General features: G+C 58.7%; 19 protein-coding genes and 3 pseudogenes. 17 read left to right on the plus strand and 5 right to left on the minus strand.

The window, feature by feature from the left end; all coding sequences use genetic code 11:
* Positions 1-49: 49 nt before the first annotated feature.
* The 6 genes from AC06G5_RS15315 to AC06G5_RS15340 all read left to right on the plus strand — a co-directional run bounded on the left by AC06G5_RS15315 (position 50) and on the right by AC06G5_RS15340 (position 5,469).
* Complete coding sequence (locus AC06G5_RS15315) at positions 50-868, plus strand: ABC transporter ATP-binding protein (protein ID WP_413424244.1); 819 nt, start codon at positions 50-52, stop codon at positions 866-868.
* Positions 865-1,629, plus strand: coding sequence for an ABC transporter permease (locus AC06G5_RS15320; protein WP_413424242.1), 765 nt, complete (start codon positions 865-867; stop codon positions 1,627-1,629). The genes AC06G5_RS15315 and AC06G5_RS15320 overlap by 4 nt, the downstream gene beginning before the upstream one ends.
* A 33-nt stretch (positions 1,630-1,662) precedes the next feature.
* Positions 1,663-2,709 carry an ABC transporter substrate-binding protein gene (locus AC06G5_RS15325; protein WP_480457362.1) on the plus strand — a complete coding sequence of 349 codons (1,047 nt, stop codon included), beginning with the start codon at positions 1,663-1,665 and terminating at the stop codon, positions 2,707-2,709.
* On the plus strand, positions 2,706-3,590 hold the full coding sequence (locus tag AC06G5_RS15330) for a PhzF family phenazine biosynthesis protein (protein WP_413424238.1): 885 nt from the start codon (positions 2,706-2,708) through the stop codon (positions 3,588-3,590). The genes AC06G5_RS15325 and AC06G5_RS15330 overlap by 4 nt, the downstream gene beginning before the upstream one ends.
* Positions 3,587-4,042 carry a RidA family protein gene (locus AC06G5_RS15335; protein WP_413424236.1) on the plus strand — a complete coding sequence of 152 codons (456 nt, stop codon included), beginning with the start codon at positions 3,587-3,589 and terminating at the stop codon, positions 4,040-4,042. The genes AC06G5_RS15330 and AC06G5_RS15335 overlap by 4 nt, the downstream gene beginning before the upstream one ends.
* A gap of 164 nt (positions 4,043-4,206) precedes the next feature.
* The gene (locus tag AC06G5_RS15340; RefSeq protein ID WP_480457365.1) at positions 4,207-5,469 is read left to right on the plus strand and encodes a serine hydrolase domain-containing protein; all 1,263 of its coding nucleotides are present in this window, start codon (positions 4,207-4,209) and stop codon (positions 5,467-5,469) included.
* Positions 5,470-5,590: 121 nt separating this feature from the next.
* Here the strand turns inward: AC06G5_RS15340 and AC06G5_RS15345 are convergent.
* From AC06G5_RS15345 to AC06G5_RS15355, 3 genes and pseudogenes are all read right to left on the minus strand, one after another.
* Positions 5,591-5,712 (minus strand): annotated as a pseudogene (locus tag AC06G5_RS15345) (IS5/IS1182 family transposase); the annotation flags it as partial.
* A gap of 60 nt (positions 5,713-5,772) precedes the next feature.
* A complete protein-coding gene (locus AC06G5_RS15350) occupies positions 5,773-7,356 on the minus strand; it encodes an MFS transporter (protein ID WP_413424232.1) in 1,584 nt (527 codons plus the stop codon).
* A gap of 133 nt (positions 7,357-7,489) precedes the next feature.
* Complete coding sequence (locus AC06G5_RS15355; RefSeq protein WP_057399470.1) at positions 7,490-8,143, minus strand: hydrolase; 654 nt, start codon at positions 8,141-8,143, stop codon at positions 7,490-7,492.
* Positions 8,144-8,488: 345 nt separating this feature from the next.
* Here AC06G5_RS15355 and AC06G5_RS15360 point away from each other — a divergent pair, with 345 nt between their 5' ends.
* From AC06G5_RS15360 to AC06G5_RS15375, 4 genes are all read left to right on the plus strand, one after another.
* Positions 8,489-9,505, plus strand: coding sequence for an alpha/beta hydrolase (locus AC06G5_RS15360; RefSeq protein WP_413424230.1), 1,017 nt, complete (start codon positions 8,489-8,491; stop codon positions 9,503-9,505).
* 62 nt (positions 9,506-9,567) lie between these two features.
* Entirely contained in the window at positions 9,568-10,995 is a 1,428-nt protein-coding gene (locus tag AC06G5_RS15365; protein WP_480457368.1) for a mechanosensitive ion channel domain-containing protein, read from the plus strand.
* Between the two features lie 467 nt (positions 10,996-11,462).
* Positions 11,463-11,957 carry a helix-turn-helix domain-containing protein gene (locus AC06G5_RS15370; protein ID WP_413424226.1) on the plus strand — a complete coding sequence of 165 codons (495 nt, stop codon included), beginning with the start codon at positions 11,463-11,465 and terminating at the stop codon, positions 11,955-11,957.
* A gap of 388 nt (positions 11,958-12,345) precedes the next feature.
* On the plus strand, positions 12,346-12,531 hold the full coding sequence (locus AC06G5_RS15375; protein ID WP_480459939.1) for a hypothetical protein: 186 nt from the start codon (positions 12,346-12,348) through the stop codon (positions 12,529-12,531).
* On the opposite strand, the pseudogene AC06G5_RS15380 reads toward AC06G5_RS15375, so the two are convergent.
* Both AC06G5_RS15380 and AC06G5_RS15385 read right to left on the minus strand, forming a co-directional pair.
* Positions 12,475-12,639 (minus strand): annotated as a pseudogene (locus AC06G5_RS15380) (winged helix-turn-helix domain-containing protein); the annotation flags it as partial. The gene AC06G5_RS15375 and the pseudogene AC06G5_RS15380 sit on opposite strands and share 57 nt — an antisense overlap.
* A gap of 305 nt (positions 12,640-12,944) precedes the next feature.
* Positions 12,945-13,859, minus strand: coding sequence for a LysR family transcriptional regulator (locus tag AC06G5_RS15385; RefSeq protein WP_413424224.1), 915 nt, complete (start codon positions 13,857-13,859; stop codon positions 12,945-12,947).
* 116 nt (positions 13,860-13,975) lie between these two features.
* Between AC06G5_RS15385 and AC06G5_RS15390 the strand changes: the two genes are divergently transcribed.
* The 7 genes and pseudogenes from AC06G5_RS15390 (at position 13,976) to AC06G5_RS15420 (ending at position 20,013) form a co-directional block, all read left to right on the plus strand.
* Positions 13,976-14,395: an ester cyclase gene (locus AC06G5_RS15390; protein ID WP_413424222.1), complete on the plus strand. Its 420-nt coding sequence runs from the start codon at positions 13,976-13,978 to the stop codon at positions 14,393-14,395.
* A gap of 3 nt (positions 14,396-14,398) precedes the next feature.
* On the plus strand, positions 14,399-15,442 hold the full coding sequence (locus AC06G5_RS15395; RefSeq protein ID WP_413704769.1) for an SDR family oxidoreductase: 1,044 nt from the start codon (positions 14,399-14,401) through the stop codon (positions 15,440-15,442).
* A gap of 17 nt (positions 15,443-15,459) precedes the next feature.
* Positions 15,460-16,002, plus strand: a complete 543-nt coding sequence (locus AC06G5_RS15400) for a histidine phosphatase family protein (protein WP_413424340.1) — start codon at positions 15,460-15,462, stop codon at positions 16,000-16,002.
* Between the two features lie 631 nt (positions 16,003-16,633).
* Positions 16,634-17,004: pseudogene (locus AC06G5_RS15405) on the plus strand (hypothetical protein); the annotation flags it as partial.
* Positions 17,005-17,099: 95 nt separating this feature from the next.
* Positions 17,100-18,221, plus strand: a complete 1,122-nt coding sequence (locus tag AC06G5_RS15410) for a Re/Si-specific NAD(P)(+) transhydrogenase subunit alpha (RefSeq protein WP_480457373.1) — start codon at positions 17,100-17,102, stop codon at positions 18,219-18,221.
* Between the two features lie 11 nt (positions 18,222-18,232).
* Positions 18,233-18,583: an NAD(P) transhydrogenase subunit alpha part 2 gene (locus AC06G5_RS15415; protein WP_053152987.1), complete on the plus strand. Its 351-nt coding sequence runs from the start codon at positions 18,233-18,235 to the stop codon at positions 18,581-18,583.
* On the plus strand, positions 18,580-20,013 hold the full coding sequence (locus AC06G5_RS15420; protein WP_480457376.1) for an NAD(P)(+) transhydrogenase (Re/Si-specific) subunit beta: 1,434 nt from the start codon (positions 18,580-18,582) through the stop codon (positions 20,011-20,013). The genes AC06G5_RS15415 and AC06G5_RS15420 overlap by 4 nt, the downstream gene beginning before the upstream one ends.
* The last annotated feature ends 7 nt before the right edge of the window (positions 20,014-20,020 follow it).

Raw genomic sequence — 20,020 nt, forward strand, 5'->3', positions numbered from 1 at the left:
TCTCCACCCGGCATCCTGAGCCCTGACAAAACAACAAGAGGATGGGGCCGTGAGGCGAGAACCCTTTATCAGTTTCGCTGATGTGCAGAAGAGTTTTAAGGTCGACGGGCGCAGGTTTGTGGCCGTGCGCAATGTATCGCTTGAGATCCAGCGTGGCGAAATCATTACTTTGGTCGGCCCGTCCGGGTGCGGCAAATCGACGTTGTTGAACATGACCGCGGGGCTGTTCGGCCCTACCGAAGGTCGGGTTCATTACGACGGCGCCGAAGTCAAAGGCGTCAACACACGGGTCGGCTACATGACCCAGGCTGACCACCTGCTGCCATGGCGCACAGTGGCCGGCAACATCGCCGTACCGTTACAGATCCGACGCCTGGGCAAGCGTGAAATCGACGCACGTGTCGAGGAACTGTTGGCCTTGGTCGGATTGACCGGATTTGGTGCCAGCTACCCGAACCAACTGTCCGGTGGCATGCGAAAACGTGCGGCCATGGCCCGATTGCTGGCCAGCGATCCTGAGACCTTGCTGATGGACGAGCCGTTTGGAGCCCTCGATGCGCAGATGCGCCTCACGCTGCAAACCGAGCTGTTGCGACTGTGCAAGAAACTGAAAAAAACCGTGCTGTTCGTCACCCACGATGTCGACGAAGCCATCGCCCTCGCCGATCGCTGCGTGGTCTTTGCCGGGCGTCCCGGCACCATCGATCACATCCTTGAGGTGTCACTGGCGCAGCCGCGCAATCTGGTGCAACTGCGTTCCGATCCGCACTACGTCGAACTCTGCGCCGCCCTTTGGCAGCGCCTGGCCCCAGACATCGCCGGTGCCGCCGATCCTTCCTCGCTGGCTCACTCTCTGGAGGCCCTATGATTCAGGTCTATCGCTTGCTGTTCCTGGTGTTTCTGCTGGTGCTGTGGGAAAGCATTTCCCGCTGGTTCGGCGTGGAGTTTTTCATCAGCCGGCCTTCTGCCGTGGCGGCCAGTTTGTGCAAGCTCCTGCTCAATGGCGTGTTTTTCTACCACGCAGGGATTACCACGCTGGAAGCCGTACTCGGATTCTTCTTCGGCTCGGTGGCCGGTCTCGCTGCTGGCCTGCTGTTAGGCCGGGCCAAAGTCCTGGCCGACATCCTCGACCCCTTTCTCACCGCGTTCTACAGCTTGCCGAAGGTCGCTCTCGCACCATTGTTTATCCTCTGGTTCGGCATCGGCTTGCCGATGAAAGTCATTCTGACCGCAGCAGTGGTGTTCTTCCTGGTGTTCCTCAATACCTACAGCGGAGTGCGCAACGTGTCCCGCGAGCAGTTGACCATCCTGCGCCTGATGGGCGCCCGCGAACGTGATTTGTTGAGCATGGTGGTCATTCCCTCCGCGTTCACCTGGGTGTTTACCGGGTTGCGCCTGTCGGTGCCGTACGCACTGATCGGCGCACTGGTGGGTGAAATCATCGCTGCCAATCGCGGGCTCGGCTACTTGCTCTCCGACGCGGCTTCGCAGTTTGACACCGCCGGTGTGTTCGCCGCGCTGGTGGGCATCATTGCCCTGGCGCTGATCCTCAATACCGCGGTCAAACTGGCCGAACGCCGGCTGATGCCATGGAAAGCCAACGACGCCGAACGTGAAGTGGCGGTCTGAACATCCTTTCGATTGATTATCCGGAGTTCCATCATGTTCAAACGTCTTCTGACGGCGACCGCGTTTGCCACTCTGTTGCTTTGTGGCTTCACGACTCAGGCCGCCGAGTTGACCAAGGTCAAACTGGCGTTTCCCAGTGAAGGCTTCCTGTATGTGCCGATCTATGTCGCGCAGAAGCTCGGCTACTTCGCCGAAGAAGGGCTCGACATCGAAGTCATCGTCTTCCAGAAAGGCGGCTCCGCGGCGCTTACCGCTGTCCTCGGACGTGATGCCGACGCCTATGTCGGCCTGCCGGCGGTGGCCATCCGTGCCCGCTCCAAGGGACAGGATGTTCAGGCTTTCGCCTCGGTGCAGACGCAGTTCGGCAGCACCGTGGTGATCGATGCCGATTCCGCGAAAAGTGCGGGTGTATCCGCTGCGTCACCACTGACTGCCCGGGCACAAGCCTTGAAAGGATTGAAAATCGGCGTCACCGGTCCCGGCAGCACCACCGATATGCTGGTTCGCTATCTGGCCAAGGACGCAGGCCTGAGTCCGGACAAAGACCTGACCATCATGCCGATTGGCGGCGCGCCGAACATGCTGGCGGCGTTTTCCCAGGGCAGCATCAATGGTTTTTCGCTGTCACCACCGACTATCACCACCGCCGAACAGCAAGGGGGATTTGTGTTGATGGACTTGGCCAAGGGTGAATATCAGCCGCTCAACGGTTTCCTCTTTACAGCGATGATTGCTCGGGAAGACTGGTTGGCCAGTAACACCGACACCGCACGAAAAATGGTGAAAGCCCTGTGGCGCGCCGAGCAACTGATCGCCACCGATCCGGACAAGGCTCGGGAAGCCGTGCGGCCGTACTTCGCTCACACCGCCGCGCCGATTTTCGATGCGGCATGGACAGCGTCACTGCCCTCTTACCCGGCCACGCCGAGGGTCGAGTTGTCGGGCGTCCAGAAGAACATCAGTTTCATGAACGCTGTTGAAGCGGAACCGGTCAGTCTTGATCCGCACACAGCATTTACCAATGCCATCGTCGATGCGGTTGCACCTGCTTTATCGGACGCTCAAGGAGCGCAGAAATGACCCCGCAAGTTCATCTGATCAATGTATTCCCTGCTGCCGAAAACGGCGGTAACCCTGCACCAACCGTCGCTCGCGCCGACGGCATGAGCGACGCGGACATGCAGGCTGTGGCCCAGGCTTACGGGCATGAATGCGGCTTCGTCTGTTCGCCACCGGCCGGAACCGACTATGATTTCAGCTTCCGTTTCTGGGTGCCGAACCACGAAATGGAGATGTGTGGACATGCCTCGGTCGGCGCCGTCTGGCTGCTGGACCGACTGGGGATGTTGCCAAAGGATCAACTGTCGATCTGGACCTTGAGTGGACGCGTGGAAGCGCGGGTCATGCGCGATGGGGGTGGCACCGTACAGGTCGAAATCAGCCAACCCAAAGGTCAGGTCGAAACTCTCTCGTCCCCGGACATCGAAGCGCAAATCCTCTCGGTGCTGGGCATCAGTTCCAATGAGTTGGCTCCGTTACCCATCCAGAACGCCGCCACCAGCCGGGTGAAAACCCTGATCCCGCTCAAGAGCGTGGCGGTGCTGGACGGGTTGAAACCGGATTTTCGCCGGATTGAGCAATTGTGCGAGCGCATCGGCTCAACCGGTTTGTACCCCTACGCACCACTGGACCTTGCCACTCGACAATTCGATGCACGACAGTTTCCCAAGTCCTCCGGCTACCCCGAAGACGCGGCCACCGGTATTGCAGCCGCGGCCCTGACCTTCGGTTTGCTGGAAAACGGCTTGGTGAGTGTTGATGAACGCCCGGTGCGTGTTCGTCAGGGTCGGGCTATGGGCCGCCCTTCAGAGATATCGTTGCGCTTTCGCCGGGATGCTCAGGAGCAGATTCAGGGATTGTGGCTCGGTGGGCCGGTGAGTTTTGCGCAGGTGAGCCCATGAGCATTCGAGAGAGACTGAAGCTGTTGGGTCTGCAATTGCCCGATGCCCCTGCCCCCAAGGGTGACTACATACCGGTGGTGGTCCACAGTGGTGTGGCCTATGTCAGCGGGCAGGTGTGTCGTTTGGCCGACAGTGTAATCAAAGGTCCGGCTCGGGCAGACATGTCTGCAGAAACCTTGATCCTGGCTGCTCGCACCTGTGTATTGCGCGCTTTGAGCGCGCTTGAGCAAGCGGTCGGTGATCTGGAATGCGTCGAGCGGATTGTGTTCGTACGCGGATTTGTCTATGCCGAGGACGGTTACCAGGATTACTCAAAAGTTCTCGACGAAGCTTCGCGTTTGCTGATCGAGTTGTTTGGCGAGCGCGGGCAACACGCGCGCTCTGCGCTGGGCGTCGCCGGGCTTCCAGGCAGCGGATTGCTGGAGTTGGAACTGGTGGCGGCAGTGCGTTAGAGCGCTTTCTCACCAAGCCTGGCCAATCAATCAATCAATCAAATATTCCAGATTATCCATGGCCCGATTCCGCGCGTGATCGGGCCCGATCCCACGCGCCCCAAAAATGTCCACCTTGCAAACTGCCCCCTGACAAAACAACAAGAAACCATAGGAAGGTGTTTATGCCAATGCTCCCTCGCCATCCATCGCTCGTTAAGCGCAGCCATCTCCAAGTGGTGGTGTGTGTTTCGACACTCGTTCTATCGTTGACCGCCTGCGCGGCCACTCCTGGTCCCACGAAGTCCTACCAACAACCTGCGCTGGAGCCGATTGGCGAAGTGCAGGCCATTTATGACGGCAATCTCAGCGAGGACATGGCCGTCACTACCTTTCGCAATACTGATCGTTTGTTCCCTGTGCGGACCATCAAAGCGGGCGGCCATCCTTTCCCGTTACCGCGCAGCGGCACGCCACTCGGCCCGGTTGCCTTTGACTATAAAGGCAAGCGCTACAGTCTCGATGACTACGTTGCGCTGAATCGGGTGACAGGCCTGTTGGTGCTCAAGGACGGTCAAATCGTGACTGAGCGATACGAAAAAGGTAATACCGCCAACACCCGCTGGATGTCGATGTCGGTGGCGAAATCAATCACCTCGACTCTCGTGGGCGCTGCATTGCAGGACGGCGCCATCAAAAGCCTTGATGACAAAGTCACTCACTACTTACCCGCGCTGGCCGGTAGCGGATACGACCAGGTCACCGTACGTCAAATTCTGTCCATGCGCTCCGGAATCAAATGGAACGAGAAATACACTGATCCAACATCAGACGAACGACAGCTGATCAAGCTGCGAATCGAACAAGTGCCTGGGTCGCTCCTCAAGTTCATGGCAAGCCTGCCCACCGCTGCACCTCCTGGCACTCGCACCAACTACAGCACCGGTGAAACGCAAGTCTTGGGACAACTGGTCAGCGCCGCCGTGGGCAAGCCACTGACGCAATACCTGAGCGAGAAAATCTGGGTCCCCTATGGCATGCAAACCGATGCCAAATGGTGGCTCGACGGCCTTAACGGCAATGAAGTGGGCGGCAGCGGCATCAGTGCAACCCTTGAAGATTACGGGCGCTTTGGACAGTTTTTCCTCAGCGGCGGCAAGGCCGGTGAACAGCAAGTGTTGCCTGAAGACTGGATGAGCTTCGCCAGCGCGACCACTGGCACAGATGCGGCATACGGTGACTTTGCCAACATGTGGTGGCCAGGCTGGACCGATGCTTCCAAGGCCGACAAAGCCTTTACGGCTGCAGGCACTTTTGGTCAGTTCCTCTACATCAATCCGACCAAAGATGTGGTGATTGTAGTGTGGCAAGCACAGACCAAACCCACCGGTGGTGAGGTTATCGACGACATGGTCGCCTTTGACGCCATTACCAATACCCTTCAGTAACCGGTTTCTTGGATTCATGTACAGGAGTTGGAAAAACTCCTGTACATGAAGAAGGCAGCCAAAATTCGCAGTTTGCCGATTCTGGCCGGAAACTGGCGTTCCTGATCTGGGGCAGCCACGGGCCCTCTCCGGTCATCTTGATACCAATGGTCGTCGTCAGACCGCCCCGGCTACGTCCGAGCGAATGATTTTGCGGTTCTTCAGGCCCCCTTTTTTCCCGGTACCAGAAGAGGCGCAGGTTGCACAACCTTTTCAAAAGCGCAGGCCGTTCTTCCACCGCAGGACTGAAGTGAGACTAACCCGTCAGCCTTTGAGCAAGTGCCGAATACGTACAGACTTTCCAGCGATTTGAAAGCGCCGGGCGGCTGATTCGATTTTCAACTCTGCGCGAGTGACTCGACCGTGGTGGCGTAGATGGTCGTACCAGGACTCGTCGAAAAACAACTCGATCCACAGTTGCGGATTTTCGGTGTCCTGCATCAACTGCCAGGAAAAAGAACCATTGCGCTGCCGCATCCTGCGCACCTCTTCCATAGCGTCTTTGAAGGCATCGGCATCCACCGTGTCAATCTCATATTCGAGTGTAATCATGACAGGCCCACGCTCACCTTCAACGTCGACACCCATCAACGGTTGCGGCCAATGCAGCGAAGGGGCCAGGTCTTCTGCGCTCAGCGCAGGCAGTTTGACCCTCCAGCCCACCCCTACTCCCACCACCATGATTACGGCGGCAAGACTCAGCGATATCGAGATCGAAAACCAGCTGGCGATCAGTCCCCATATCACACCGCCCAAAGCCATGCTGCCAAAGAAAGTCAGGATATAGACCGCCAACGCCCTGGCCCTTACCCACGCAGGTACCGATGTTTGCGCAGACACCTGAAAGCTGGACAATACCGCGATCCAGGCAGCACCACTGAGGAACATCACAGGGATAAGCAGATAGAAATCATGAATCCATGCCAATGCCAGCAATACTGCTGCATAGATAAGGCTGGCCGATGCCACCAGCGGATTGACAGCAACATGCTGACGAATCCTGGGTAGAAACATTGCACCCGCGACCGCCCCGATCCCCACGCAACCGAGCAAGATCCCGAATTGCTCAGCGCTGCCCTTCAGCTCACTTCGCACAATCAGTGGAAGCAAGGACATGCCGGCGCTTGCACCCAGGAAAAAGGCCAGGGCGCGCACCAGAACTCGCTGCAGGTGCCGTGAACTACGGGTATGGCGCCAACCCGTACGTATAGCGCCAAACAGGCGCTCTGCCGGCAATACGGTCTGTTGTGGCGTGCGACGCCACAAGGCGAGCACCGCGATAACGCCAAAGAAGGACAAGGCATTGACGGCAAATGTCGCCCATGGCCCTACCAGACTGATGATGATGCCAGCGATGGCCGGTCCGAGTGCCCGGGCAACGTTGACCCCCACGCTACTCAGCGATATCGCGGCGGGCAGATCACTGGCCGGAACCAGCTCAGGTGTCAACGCTGACCATGCTGGCATGGTCAGCGCCGTTCCAATCCCCATGGCCAGAGTAAACAGGAGTAAAAGCGTAGAGCTCATCAGGTCCGCAAAGGTGATCAAGGCGAGCGCAAGTGCAATGACGGCCATTCCTGCCTGGACAGCCAACAGGTAACGCCGTTTGTCGACGATGTCGGCCAGCGCGCCAGCAGGCAGCGCTAGAAGGAACATGGGAGCGGCACCCGCTACCTGTACCAGAGACACCATGAGGGGACTGGCCGACAAGGAGGTCATCAGCCACCCCGCACCGACTTCATGCATCCACGTCCCTATGCTGGATGCAATGCTGGCGAGCCATAGACTGCGAAACAGTCCATGGCGAAGCGGTTGCCAGGCCGTACCCGGTGCCTGCTCTTCAGTCATCGTACTCACCATTTCCTCCCCACAGTTTGCTCAGAAGTGGCCAACGACGCGACAGACTCGTACCCAATGCCAATCTTCCGGATCCCCAGGCAAAGTGCGCCTCATCCCCTGGTGGGGAAGAGGCGCTTACCGATCAGTGACCTTCCGATGCGTTAAACATGGTTTTGGCATAAATCAAACCAAGACCATAAGCGCCACCGTGAGCGATAGAAGTTTTCACCGTCTCGTTATAGGTGTCGCTGCGAGCCCAGTCACGCTGCAATTCCAGGAGGTATTGAAGCGAGGTCATTGGACGCGCACCTGCTTGAACCATACGCTCGATAGCACGCTCATGAGCCTCATCTGAAACGTCACCACACGCATCGCAAATGACGTAGACCTCGAAGCCTTGTTCAAGCGCCGAGATCGCCGGTCCAACGATGCAGACCGAGGTCCAGAGACCGGCAAGAACGATTCTGTTGCGACCGATCTTATTCACGGCGACGGCGATACGCTCGTCCTCCCAGGTGTTCATGCTGGTCCGGTCAATCAGCTCCTGGCCGGCGAAGACCGAGGTGATTTCTTCAAACATTGGGCCCGAAAAGCTTTTTTCGGCGACGGTGGTAAGAATGGCAGGAACGCCAAATTCCTTCGCTGCTTTCGAGATCAGTGCAGCGTTATTACGCAGTGATACAGCGTCGATGGATTTAGTCGCAAATGACATCTGTGACTGAAAGTCGATCAGGATCAGGGCGTGGTTGCTCGGATCAATCAGGCCTTTGCCTGGTGCTGCTTTTGCGGTTGCCATAACACTTCTCCGGATATGTTTTGAGAAGCGCCATTTTCGGTTTCGCTAGAGCAGAACGATTGTACGGATGTGCGAATCTGGAGGATTTGTGCTGAGAGAATTTACTTCGCCAGCAGTCACCTCGCGATAGCGCTGCGGGAACAGCGGCAGCAGACAGCCCGGAATGCCTTCGAACGGGCTAATTGTCACTCTCTGGTTGACAGTTAAACGCTTTATGGCCGCTTTTTCACTTTCCGGCACCTCATTAATCTGTGCTCACGGTGTTGCTGAGGCCGAAACCCCAGCGCCACAGCAGCCCGATCCCAAGGCATAGAAAAACTAAAACGGCTTAAAAAGGATTTGCACATGAACATCAAGAAAACCCTCGCCGCTTCCCTCCTCGCCCTGTCCATCGGCAATGCGTTCGCTGCTGAAGGTACTGGCGTAGAACACAACACCCAGGCCTTCCTCGATGCCCTCGCCGCCGGCGGTGGCAAACCGCTTGAGCAATTGAGCCCCAAAGACGCCCGTGCGGTGCTGACCGGTGCCCAGGCTTCGGTGAAGGTTGATCTGTCCGGTGTGGACGTCAGCGACAAGGCGATCAAGGTCAATGGCCAGACCATCAACCTGAAAGTGGTGCGCCCCGCCAAGGTCAAAGGCGAGTTGCCGGTGTTCATGTTCTTCCATGGTGGCGGCTGGGTGTTGGGCGACTTCCCGACGCACCAACGCCTGATTCGTGACCTGGTGGTGGGCTCCGGCGCGGTCGCGGTGTACGTCGACTACACGCCGTCGCCGGAAGCGCAGTACCCGACCGCGATCAACCAGGCCTACGCCTCGACGAAATGGGTGGCCGGGCATGGCAAGGAAATCGGTGTCGACGGCAAGCGTCTGGCGGTGGCCGGCAACAGCGTCGGCGGCAACATGGCGGCAGTCGTGGCGCTGATGGCAAAGGAGCAGAACACCCCGGCCCTGCGCTTCCAGCTGTTGATGTGGCCGGTAACCAACGCGCAGTTCGACGACGGCTCGTACCAGCAGTTCGCCGAGGGGCACTTCCTCACCAAAGGCATGATGCAGTGGTTCTGGGACAACTACACCACCAACCCGGCCGAACGTGCGCAGATCCATGCCTCGCCGCTCAACGCCAGCGCCGAACAACTCAAGGGCCTGCCTGCCGCATTGGTGCAGACCGCCGAATTCGACGTGCTGCGTGACGAAGGCGAAGGTTACGCCCGCCACCTCGATGCGGCCGGTGTGCCGGTGACCTCGGTGCGCTACAACGGGATGATTCATGACTTTGGCCTGCTCAATCCGTTGAGTCAGATTCCCGAGGTGAAGGCAGCCGTGCGGCAAGCGGCGGCGGAACTCAAGACCCATCTGAACTGAGTGCAACCACTAGCCACACCTCTGGGTGTGGCGATTTTTTTGTGCCCGCAGGAGTCCACCCCATGAGCATTTTCTCTGCCCACCTGTTGTCCTGGAGCGCCCTGCTGCTGGTGCTCGACGCTCTGCTCTGGCACCTCGTCCCATTCAAGCATCGTGCGCCACGGGTTGGTGTGCGGCTGGTGCTGTTTCTGGCGTTCAGTTCGCTGATCATCAATACCGGCGTCAGTCCATTGCAGGCGCCGTTGTTTGCCGATGACCAGGTGGCGCAACTTGGCGCGACGGCGCTGGGGATTCTCTGGTGGCTGTACGCCGCACGGGTGCTGACCGAGGTGTTCGGTCTGGTGCTGATGCGCCGCATCGGCCACAGCGGCCGTTTGTTGCAGGACGTCATCGGTGCCTTGGTGTTTCTGGCTTCCATCGTCGCCGCCGCCGGCTATGTGCTGGATCTGCCGGTCAAAGGTCTGCTCGCGACCTCTGGCGTGTTTGCCATCGTCGTCGGTCTGGCGCTGCAGAGTACGTTGGCCGACGTGTTCTCCGGCATCGTGCTCAACACCACCAAGCCGTATCAGGTGGACGACTTTGTCGTCATCGATGGCGTCGAGGGCAAGGTGCTCGACATCAACTGGCGCGCCACGCACCTGTTGAGCAGCGCCGGCACGATGGCCGTGGTACCGAACTCGGTGGCGGCCAAGGCCAAGATCGTCAACCTCAGCCAACCGAACAACCTGCACGGGGTGTCGATCAGCATCAGGGTGCCGAACCACATCCGCCCCCGTCGAGTACTCGACGCCCTCGACCGCACCCTGCAAGGCAGCAGCAGCCTGTTGCTCAACCCTGCACCCAAAGCGGTGTTGAAAGAGGCCGGCGAAGAGATGTCCGAATACGTTGCCAGCGGTTTTATCGCCGAGCTCGGCAAGAAAAGCGAAGTGCGCAATCAGCTGTTCGATCTCGCCCATCGGCACCTCGAAGCGGCAGGCATCTCCCGGCAGCCCGATGGCGTGATCGAGCCTTCGACCCGCGCCCGGGCGTTGCTCGATGAAGTGAAAGTCTTCCGTTCCCTGAGCGCCGAGGAGCGTGATCGCCTGGCCCGGAACATGGTGGCGCAGCAATACGCGGCCGGTGAGGTGGTGCTGGATCTGGAAGAAGTACCGGACAGCCTGTTCGTCATCGCCACCGGCGTGGTCAGCGCCACGGTCGCCGACGGCAACATGCAGATTGAAGCCGGGCGCATGGGGCCGAGTGAAATCATGGGCGAACAAAGCATCCTCGCCGACACGCCGTCCCAGGCACGGTTCACTGCCATGACCTCAAGCATCATCTACCGCCTCGACAAATCCCTGACCCGCAGTTGCATGGAGCAACGACGCGAAGTCGACCGGGCGCTGAACAAGCTGCAAGCGGTCCGGCAGCAGAACAGCCGGATGGCGTTGATGGCCAAACCGGTGGCGGTCAGGAAAGGTGGCTTTCTGGGATGGTTGCAGAACCGTTAAACAACTGTCAGGCACTGACCTTGTGGGAGCGAGCCTGCTCACGAAGAGGGAGTATCAGTGACATTGATGTCATCCGACACACCGCTTTCGCGAGCAGGCTCGCTCCCACAAGTTTTGCACTTGTTTGGCGGCAATGAACGGCGCATCCGGGGACTGTTTTTCCAGCGACCCAGGTCAGGTTTTTTTCGAACATCAGAACCTCGAAAATCGCCAGCAGGTTCAAATCGGCATTGCGCAGATCGTAATGATTCCCGAGTACCGTTCCATTGTGTTTTCAACCAGGCACCCGTCTTTGGACTTTACTGAATCATAGGCACTCAAAGGAGGGAATTAACAACGTTTAACTCGCCAGCCAAAGCCTTGCGACCAAAAATCAAACCCTCGATGCAAGATTGTTTTTCCAAAAGGGATGGTGCCGCCCCACCGCACTGTGCTCCAGAACACACCCATCAACACGGACATTTGTCATGGCCCATGTTCAGCACAACAACACCTGCGTGTCAGCCACCCAAACGCGAAAAGCCATCACTGGTGGTCTCACTCCCTGGCGGGAATGCCTGGTCAAACAATTGATCCTCGACCGCCTCAGCGACCCCCTGGAAGTCACCGAACTGGCACGGGCCTGCGCGATGTCCCGCAGTCATTTCTCCCGTACCTTCAAGTGCAGCACTGGCCTGTCGCCCCAGGACTGGATTCGTTGCCAGCGCGTCGCCCGGGCCAAGCAACTGATCGAGAAGACCAACCTGACCCTGACGCAAATCGGCCTGGAATGCGGCTTCTGTGATCAGGCGCACTTCAGTCACATTTTCACCCGCAGCGAAGGCATTACGCCTTTCGCCTGGCGCTGTCGGGCGGTGCGATCCGCACCACCTACCGCAACGCAAGCCGCCTCCCTCACTAACCGTTCAAATTCACGTCCAATGATCAAATCGAGCGGCAGGACCGCTCATTTTCCGGGGTGACGACCGTGAATCACCCCAGCACTGGAATGCCGCCCATGCAAGGGGTGTAAACCGGCGCGGGCCCGAACGCCTGCGCCAGGGGCAGAGCCAATCAAGCTTGAAGGAAAGTCAGCAGGTCGGCGTTGAGCTGATCCTTGTCAGTATCAGTTAGCCCACGGGCACGCCAGGGTGGACGAGCAGTTTCGAACCCTTGACCCGTTTGAGATACCGTAGGTTTCGATCGGTACGATCTTGTCAGCACCGAGGAAATCAGCCGGCCGTGACCCGGGTGTGCCCGTAGCCACTGTGATAGACCACCACGTTGCTCGCTGGTTTGTCCTTGAGATGGGTTATATCCATTTGCAGGAGCGAGTTTTGGGTGCAGACCGGACGCAGGACGAGTTAATTTGTGCTGGTGTTTGTGTCCGGTCTTGATCAAAACCAGCGTCCGTTCCAACTCGCGCTGCACTGGGACGACGAAGCTGTAGCCGCGCTGGGGAAAGTTGACAGTGCAGGGCCACCCGTTCTGGCCTTCGACGAGAGCCCGTCGCAGGGCGGCAATGTGCACGCGCGGATTGATATCCCCGACCACTGAAGTTGGCCAGACGTGAGCAATCATTTCGTCCTTGCTTACCACGTTGCCTGCGTGTTCGATCAGCACCCGGGGGATATCCAGTGTCCGCCCAGGCTCCCGTACCTCCATTGTCAAGAGTTCAGAGTATCCTGGCAGGCCTTGAGTGGAACTCGCTGGCCTCCAGCAGATTTCTGCCGCAGTCAATGAAGTGGCCTGGCAGCTGAATAGCCGCTCTCGGAAAACACTAAACTACGAAACGCCTGCTGAACAATTTAGCCAATCCGTTGCGTCGACCGGCTGAGTCCACAGGCTATTTCGGTCGGTCGTGACCGTCGAAATCGGCCGAACGCGGTCCGCCTCTTTTCTCGCCAGACAAAGGTTGCGACCGCAGTTCCGATTGTTTTCCACCATTACCGTACAACCTGCAAGCTGCCTCATGCACCCATTTCGGGGCGCCCCTCCAAGAGGTCCCCTTCGACACTTTCCATGGAAAGGGCTTCAAGCAGTACCTGCTCCAGGATGGCAAAAAAACATTTGATGTGAGCCTGTTTCAATGCCTGCGGCCGGGTCACCAGATAGACCTCCATATCTGGAAGCTGGAGATCCGGGAACAACCCGATCAGATCCTTCGCCAGAATTCTGGGCAACACTGCCACGCCCATTCCTCGCCTCACCGATTCGAGCTGAACCGCGAACGAGCTCACGCTGATCTGCGTGCGGTCCAGGCCCGAGGCCTTTGCCATGCGCATTTGAGGCAACATGTCCAGCGGAGGAAGCAAGGCAATATTGGCCGCAGTGGCCGGAGTCAGCCCTGGAAACCGCTTCAGATAACCTGCATCGGCGAATACACCGTAAGCGAGCCTGCCTATGGAGCGATAAATCAGCGACGGCTCGCCCAGATGAGTCGTGCGTACAGCAATGTCTGCGACTCCGCGGACGATCTTGTGAAAGTCGGCTGTTATCAGCAACTCCACCGAGCATCGCGGATGCAGAGTGGTGAAGCGACTCGCGGCCTCCAGCACGCAAGACGAGAACCCCTCTCCTGCACTGACCACGACACTGCCAGATAGCTCTGTGTCTGGTTCGGACATGCCCGTAACGGTTTGACGCCTCAAGCCCGCTTCTGCAGCCAAGGCAACGTCCACGAGGGATTGGCCTCGCGGGGTCAACCTGCATCCTTCAACTCCCCGCTCAACGAGTGGCTCGCCAAGTGCGCCTTCAAGTTGGGTCAGCCGTCGCGCCACAGTAGACGCAGCGACCCCCAGCAATTGACCGGCCTGGAGAAAGCTGCCACGTCGCGAGACTGCCAACAGCAGGCGAAGATCGTCCCAGTTTGCTTGCAAAGCCATGCTTCATATCTTCCCTGATCCGCAAATTTGCAAATCCATTATGCAGCAGTCGCTGTTTTTCGGCAGAGGTGTCAACGGTATATCTACACCCCCTCGAAAAGAATGGAATGGACTGTATGACTACTGGCCCCAACGACTATGCGGCACGCGCCGCCAGCGCCTTTAATCGCCGAGACCTGGAGGCGATGCTTGCGCTGGTTTCCGAAGACTTCATCTACTTCGATGGCATGGGGATACAAACCGGTCGCGAGGCCATGCACAAGCGAGAGCGCGCATTACTCGAAGCGTTCCCCGATGCCAAGGTGATCTTGAGCCCATTTATCGTCACCCACGATCGTTTGGCACTGACCGCCTTCCTGACCGGCACCTTCGCTGCACCATTGGTGCTGTCGGACCGGGTGATTCCACCCCATGGACGCCACATTACCGTGTACTACGCCGCACACTTCACCTTCAAAGACGGCTTGGCCATACGCGAAGAGGTCTTCTTCGACAGTGCGGTATTGATGCCGTCAACCGATCAGAGTGAGGGGTGACACATGCATAACACATTCGTCACTGGCGCGACCGGCTTGTTGGGCAACAACCTGGTACGTGAACTGGTCGCTCGTGGCTGCGTGGTCAAAGCCCTGGTCCGTTCAAGAGCCAAAGGTGAACAACAGTTCAAGCATTTGCCGGGTGTGGAACTGGTCGTTGGTGACATGGCCGATGTCGATGCGTTCGCAGCGTCGCTACAAGGCTGCGATACGGTGTTCCACACCGCAGCGTTCTTTCGCGACAACTACAAGGGCGGCAGCCACTGGGAAGAACTCGAAAAGATTAATGTGTCAGGTACACGGAGCCTGCTTGGTCAGGCCTACCGCGCTGGTATACGACGGTTCATCCATACGTCTTCCATCGCCGTGCTCGACGGCGCTCCCGGCACGTCAATCGATGAAACCTGCCTGCGGGCCGACGCCGACGCGGATGACTACTACCGCAGCAAGATACTCGCCGACCGTGTCGTCCTGTCGTTCCTGGAAGTCCATCCCGAGATGCATGCCTGCATGGTCCTGCCTGGCTGGATGTGGGGGCCTGCCGACATTGGCCCGACCTCCTCGGGACAGTTGGTCAACGATGTCGTACGCGGCAAATTGCCCGGACTGATCCCCGGTAGCTTCTCCGTTGTCGATGCCCGCGATGTGGCATTGGCGCAGATTGCCGCCGCCAGAGATGGGCGTCGAGGCGAGCGCTATCTCGCGGCGGGCCGGCATATGACAATGCGTGAACTGGTGCCCGCTCTTGGGCGTATCGCAGGCGTCAAGACACCCGTTCGACAACTGCCGCTGCCCTTTCTGTACACCTTGGCAGTTGTGCAGGAGATCTACGCGCGTATTACCGGCAAGCCCATTCTGCTGAGCATAGCCACGTTGCGCCTGCTGGTACGAGAAAAGGACCGCACCCGTTTCAATCACGGCAAGAGCGAACGAGAGCTTGACCTGAGTTTCCGGGCGCTGGAGCAAACAATCACCGACACCGTGGCGTGGTACCGTGATCACGGTTGGTTTGATACACACCAGGACAAGGACGTAAACAGACCGTGAGCAGAAAAATAATCCTGATGCGTCACGGCCAGCCAAAACTGGTCGCAACCGACAAAATATCAGCGCTCGATATGAAAGACTGGATCGAACAATACGACCGCTCCGAAATTACCAATCAACCCGTCCCGGATGCCAGCATGCAGCTCGCCGCAACCGCCACGGTGATTGTCTCAAGCAACGCGCCTCGTGCGCTGACTTCCGTCCAGGCTCTCGGCCTGAAGCCCGCCCTGGTCGACGCGCTGTTCTGTGAAGCTCCACTGCCTTATGGTCACTGGCAACTGCCACGGCTATCGCCGTTTACCTGGGCATTTATCCTTCGGATCTTATGGTTGTGCGGTTACTCACGCCGAGTCGAATCCGTCGCCACTACGAGGATGCGCGCCGGCACGGCAGCTAAACGGCTTCAGTCCCTTGCCGGCGAAGGACCGGTTCTGCTGCTCGGTCATGGGTTTATGAATCGAATGATCGCCAGACAACTGGAGGCAGATGGATGGACTCGCCAAAAACGTAACGGCAGCCAATATTGGAGTGCGACGGTGTATCAAAATGGCGGTATTTAAGAGGTGAGAGTTTCTGTTCTACAGAGCTCGGTGCTCCCCTTCAAAACTGACCGGGCCGAAATTGGTATGGTTGTAATGGCATGCGAACGTTCCCGACAGGCACGTTCGAGCGCCTCACTACCGGGTTGGTTTCCCACAGAAAAACACAACACGACCTTCCTCATGAGCCCGTAATAACTCAGCAGCGATGTCTGGCCCATTAGCAACAAACTGCATTCCCTTGCCCCCTACCAACAAACCGTTAGCGCCGATGATTTTCATGACCCGTTTCAGGTTGCAGGCCTCTTCCGAAAACTTCTCGCACGCTTAAGCTTCGCAAACTATCACCATTCATTGCTCTGTTAGCAGAGTGCGCAAAAAACAAAATGATTACACCAAGCCACTTCGTGACCGCTCGGTCTTCATCGTGAACGCCAAATTTGCATGTGTCGATATCAGGCAAGAAGGTGGCGCGAACAGGTAACTGAATCGTCGGACAAGCCGAGTAAGGTGGCACTGCTTTTCATCGAAATAACCACATCGCGATGATGGGTTTGACAAGAACGGCAGCGCTTGGAGGGCGCCGTTTTTAGGAGGGGGACAATAGCCCCCCATCAGCACGCCTGAATGTCGTTCACCAGAGAAAAAAATAATGATCAGCCCGAGCTCCAAGGATTCGAGTGGCCAATTGGCGCAGGGCTTCAAGCCACGTCACTTCACCATGTTGTCTATCGTCGGGATTATCGGCTCCGGTTTGTTCGTGGGCTCAGGACATGCCATTGCGGCGGCTGGCCCGGCCGTCCTGCTGACCTATCTGTTCTCTGGCTTGCTGGTCGTTCTGGTCATGCGCCTGCTCGGTGAAAGGTCGTGGCGATCATTGGTTTCATCGGTGTGGGTTTTGCCGTGTTGATAGGCTGGGTTCCCGATCGGGAAGTCAGCGGGTTGAGCGGCCTGATGGCCGAGCACGGCGGGTTTGCTCCCAACGGCCTGTCGGCGGTAGTCGGCGCCTTCATCTCCATCATGTGATGCTTCATCGGGACCGAGGCGGTGACCATCGCCGCCGCCGAATCATCCGTAGTGCATGGGTTTACTCAATAAGATCACGCAGGAGATTTGACGTGCACATTGGTGTTCCTCTCGAAACCCAGACCGGTGAAACACGGGTTGCTGCAACCCCGGAAACCATCAAGAAGCTGATCAGCCAGGGTCATAAGGTCACTGTACAAAGCGGCGCCGGCGTAAACGCCAGCGTTGTCGACAGTGCCTATGCAGCGGCAGGCGCAACCATTGGCAGCGCCAATGACGCGTTTGGCGCAGAGCTGATCTTGAAGGTGGTCGCGCCCAGCGACAGCGAGCTGGCGCTGATTAAAAGCGGCACCGTTGTGGTGGGGATGCTCAACCCGTTCAGCAACGAAACCATCGCCAAGCTGGCCGAGTGCGGGATTACCGCCTTTGCCCTGGAGGCGGCGCCTCGCACCTCCCGCGCCCAAAGCCTGGATGTGCTGTCCTCGCAAGCCAACATCGCCGGCTATAAAGCCGTGTTGCTGGCCGCGCACTACTATCCGCGCTTCATGCCCATGCTGATGACCGCTGCGGGCACCGTGAAAGCGGCGCGCGTGCTGATTCTCGGTGCCGGCGTGGCCGGTTTGCAGGCTATCGCTACCGCGAAACGCCTGGGTGCGGTGATCGAAGCGTCTGACGTGCGTCCGGCGGTAAAAGAGCAGATCGAATCCCTCGGCGCCAAGTTCGTCGACGTGCCTTACGAGACCGACGAAGAGCGTGAATGCGCCGTGGGTGTCGGCGGTTACGCCCGCCCCATGCCGGCCAGCTGGATGCAGCGCCAGGCCGCGGCCGTGCACGAACGCGCCAAGCAGGCTGACATCGTCATCACCACCGCACTGATTCCGGGCCGCAAGGCACCGACGCTACTTAGCGCGGAAACCGTGGCCCAGATGAAACCGGGTTCGGTGGTCATCGATCTCGCGGCAGCCCAGGGCGGTAACTGCCCGCTGACCGTGGCCGATCAGGTGGTCGTCGAAAATGGCGTGACCATCGTTGGCCCGACCAACCTGGCTGGCGCCGTGGCGGCCGATGCTTCGGCGCTGTATGCCCGCAACCTGCTGGACTTCATGAAACTGTTGTTCGATAAAGAAGGACAACTGGTGATCAACCTTGAAGACGATATCGTCGCCGCGTGCCTGATGTGCCGCGACGGCCAGATCGTGCGCAAGAACGGCTGAGGATAAAAACAATGGAAGACATGCTGATCTCTCACGGTATCTACAACCTGATCATCTTCGTGCTGGCCATCTACGTCGGCTACCACGTGGTCTGGAACGTGACACCGGCACTGCACACCCCACTGATGGCCGTGACCAACGCGATCTCGGCCATCGTCATCGTCGGCGCCATGCTCGCCGCCGCCCTCACCGTGACGCCACTGGGCAAGACCATGGGCACCCTGGCCGTGGCCCTGGCGGCGGTCAACGTGTTTGGTGGCTTCCTGGTGACCCGGCGCATGCTGGAAATGTTCAAGAAGAAAGCGGCAAAAGCTCCGGCGGCCAAGGCCGAAGCAGTCAAGGCTGAGGTGCAGCAAGCATGAGCATGAACCTGGTTACCTCCCTGTATTTGATCGCCTCGGTTTGCTTTATCCAGGCGCTCAAGGGCCTGTCGCACCCCACCACGTCGCGTCGCGGCAACCTGTTCGGCATGCTCGGCATGGGCCTGGCGATCCTCACCACGGTCGGCCTGATCTACAAACTTGGTTCCGAGCTGGCGCACGACGGCATCGTCTACGTGATCGTCGGCCTGCTGATCGGCGGCACCGCCGGTTCGATCATGGCCAAACGCGTTGAAATGACCAAGATGCCTGAACTGGTCGCCTTCATGCACAGCATGATCGGCCTGGCCGCGGTGTTCATCGCCGTGGCTGCCGTGGTCGAGCCGCAGTCGCTGGGTATCGTTGCGCAGCTGGGTGACGCGATCCCGGCCGGTAACCGCCTGGAGCTGTTCCTCGGTGCCGCCATTGGTGCGATCACCTTCTCCGGCTCGGTGATCGCCTTCGGCAAGCTGTCGGGCAAGTACAAGTTCCGCCTGTTCCAGGGCGCACCGGTACAGTTCACCGGCCAACACAAACTGAACCTGCTGCTGGGCGTGGCGACACTGGGCCTGGGCATCACCTTCATGCTGACCGGCGACCTCAGCGCCTTCGCCTTGATGCTGGCCCTGGCCTTCATCATGGGCGTGCTGATCATCATCCCGATCGGTGGCGCGGACATGCCGGTGGTGGTGTCGATGCTCAACAGCTACTCCGGCTGGGCGGCGGCCGGTATCGGCTTCTCGCTGAACAACTCGATGTTGATCATCGCCGGCTCGCTGGTCGGTTCGTCCGGTGCGATCCTCTCGTACATCATGTGCAAGGCGATGAACCGCTCCTTCTTTAATGTACTGCTCGGTGGTTTCGGCAATACCGCCGACGCAGGTCCGGCCGGCGCCAAGGAAGCCCGTCCGGTGAAATCCGGCTCGGCTGACGACGCGACTTTCCTGCTGACCAACGCCGATACCGTGATCATCGTTCCAGGCTACGGCCTGGCGGTAGCCCGGGCCCAGCATGCACTGAAGGAACTGACCGAGAAGCTGACCCATCGCGGTGTAACCGTGAAGTATGCGATCCACCCGGTGGCCGGGCGTATGCCAGGGCACATGAACGTCCTGCTGGCCGAGGCGGAAGTGCCTTACGACCAGGTGTTCGAGATGGAAGACATCAACTCCGAGTTCGGTCAGGCCGACGTGGTGCTGGTGTTGGGCGCCAACGACGTGGTCAACCCGGCGGCGAAGAACGATCCGAAATCGCCGATTGCCGGCATGCCGATCCTCGAAGCCTTCAAGGCCAAGACCATCATCGTCAACAAGCGCTCGATGGCCAGCGGCTATGCCGGCCTGGACAACGAGCTGTTCTACCTGGACAAAACCATGATGGTGTTCGGCGACGCTAAAAAGGTCATCGAAGACATGGTCAAAGCCGTCGACTAACCCGCGC

It is taken from the genome of Pseudomonas sp. WT-JTC (assembly GCF_056711565.1).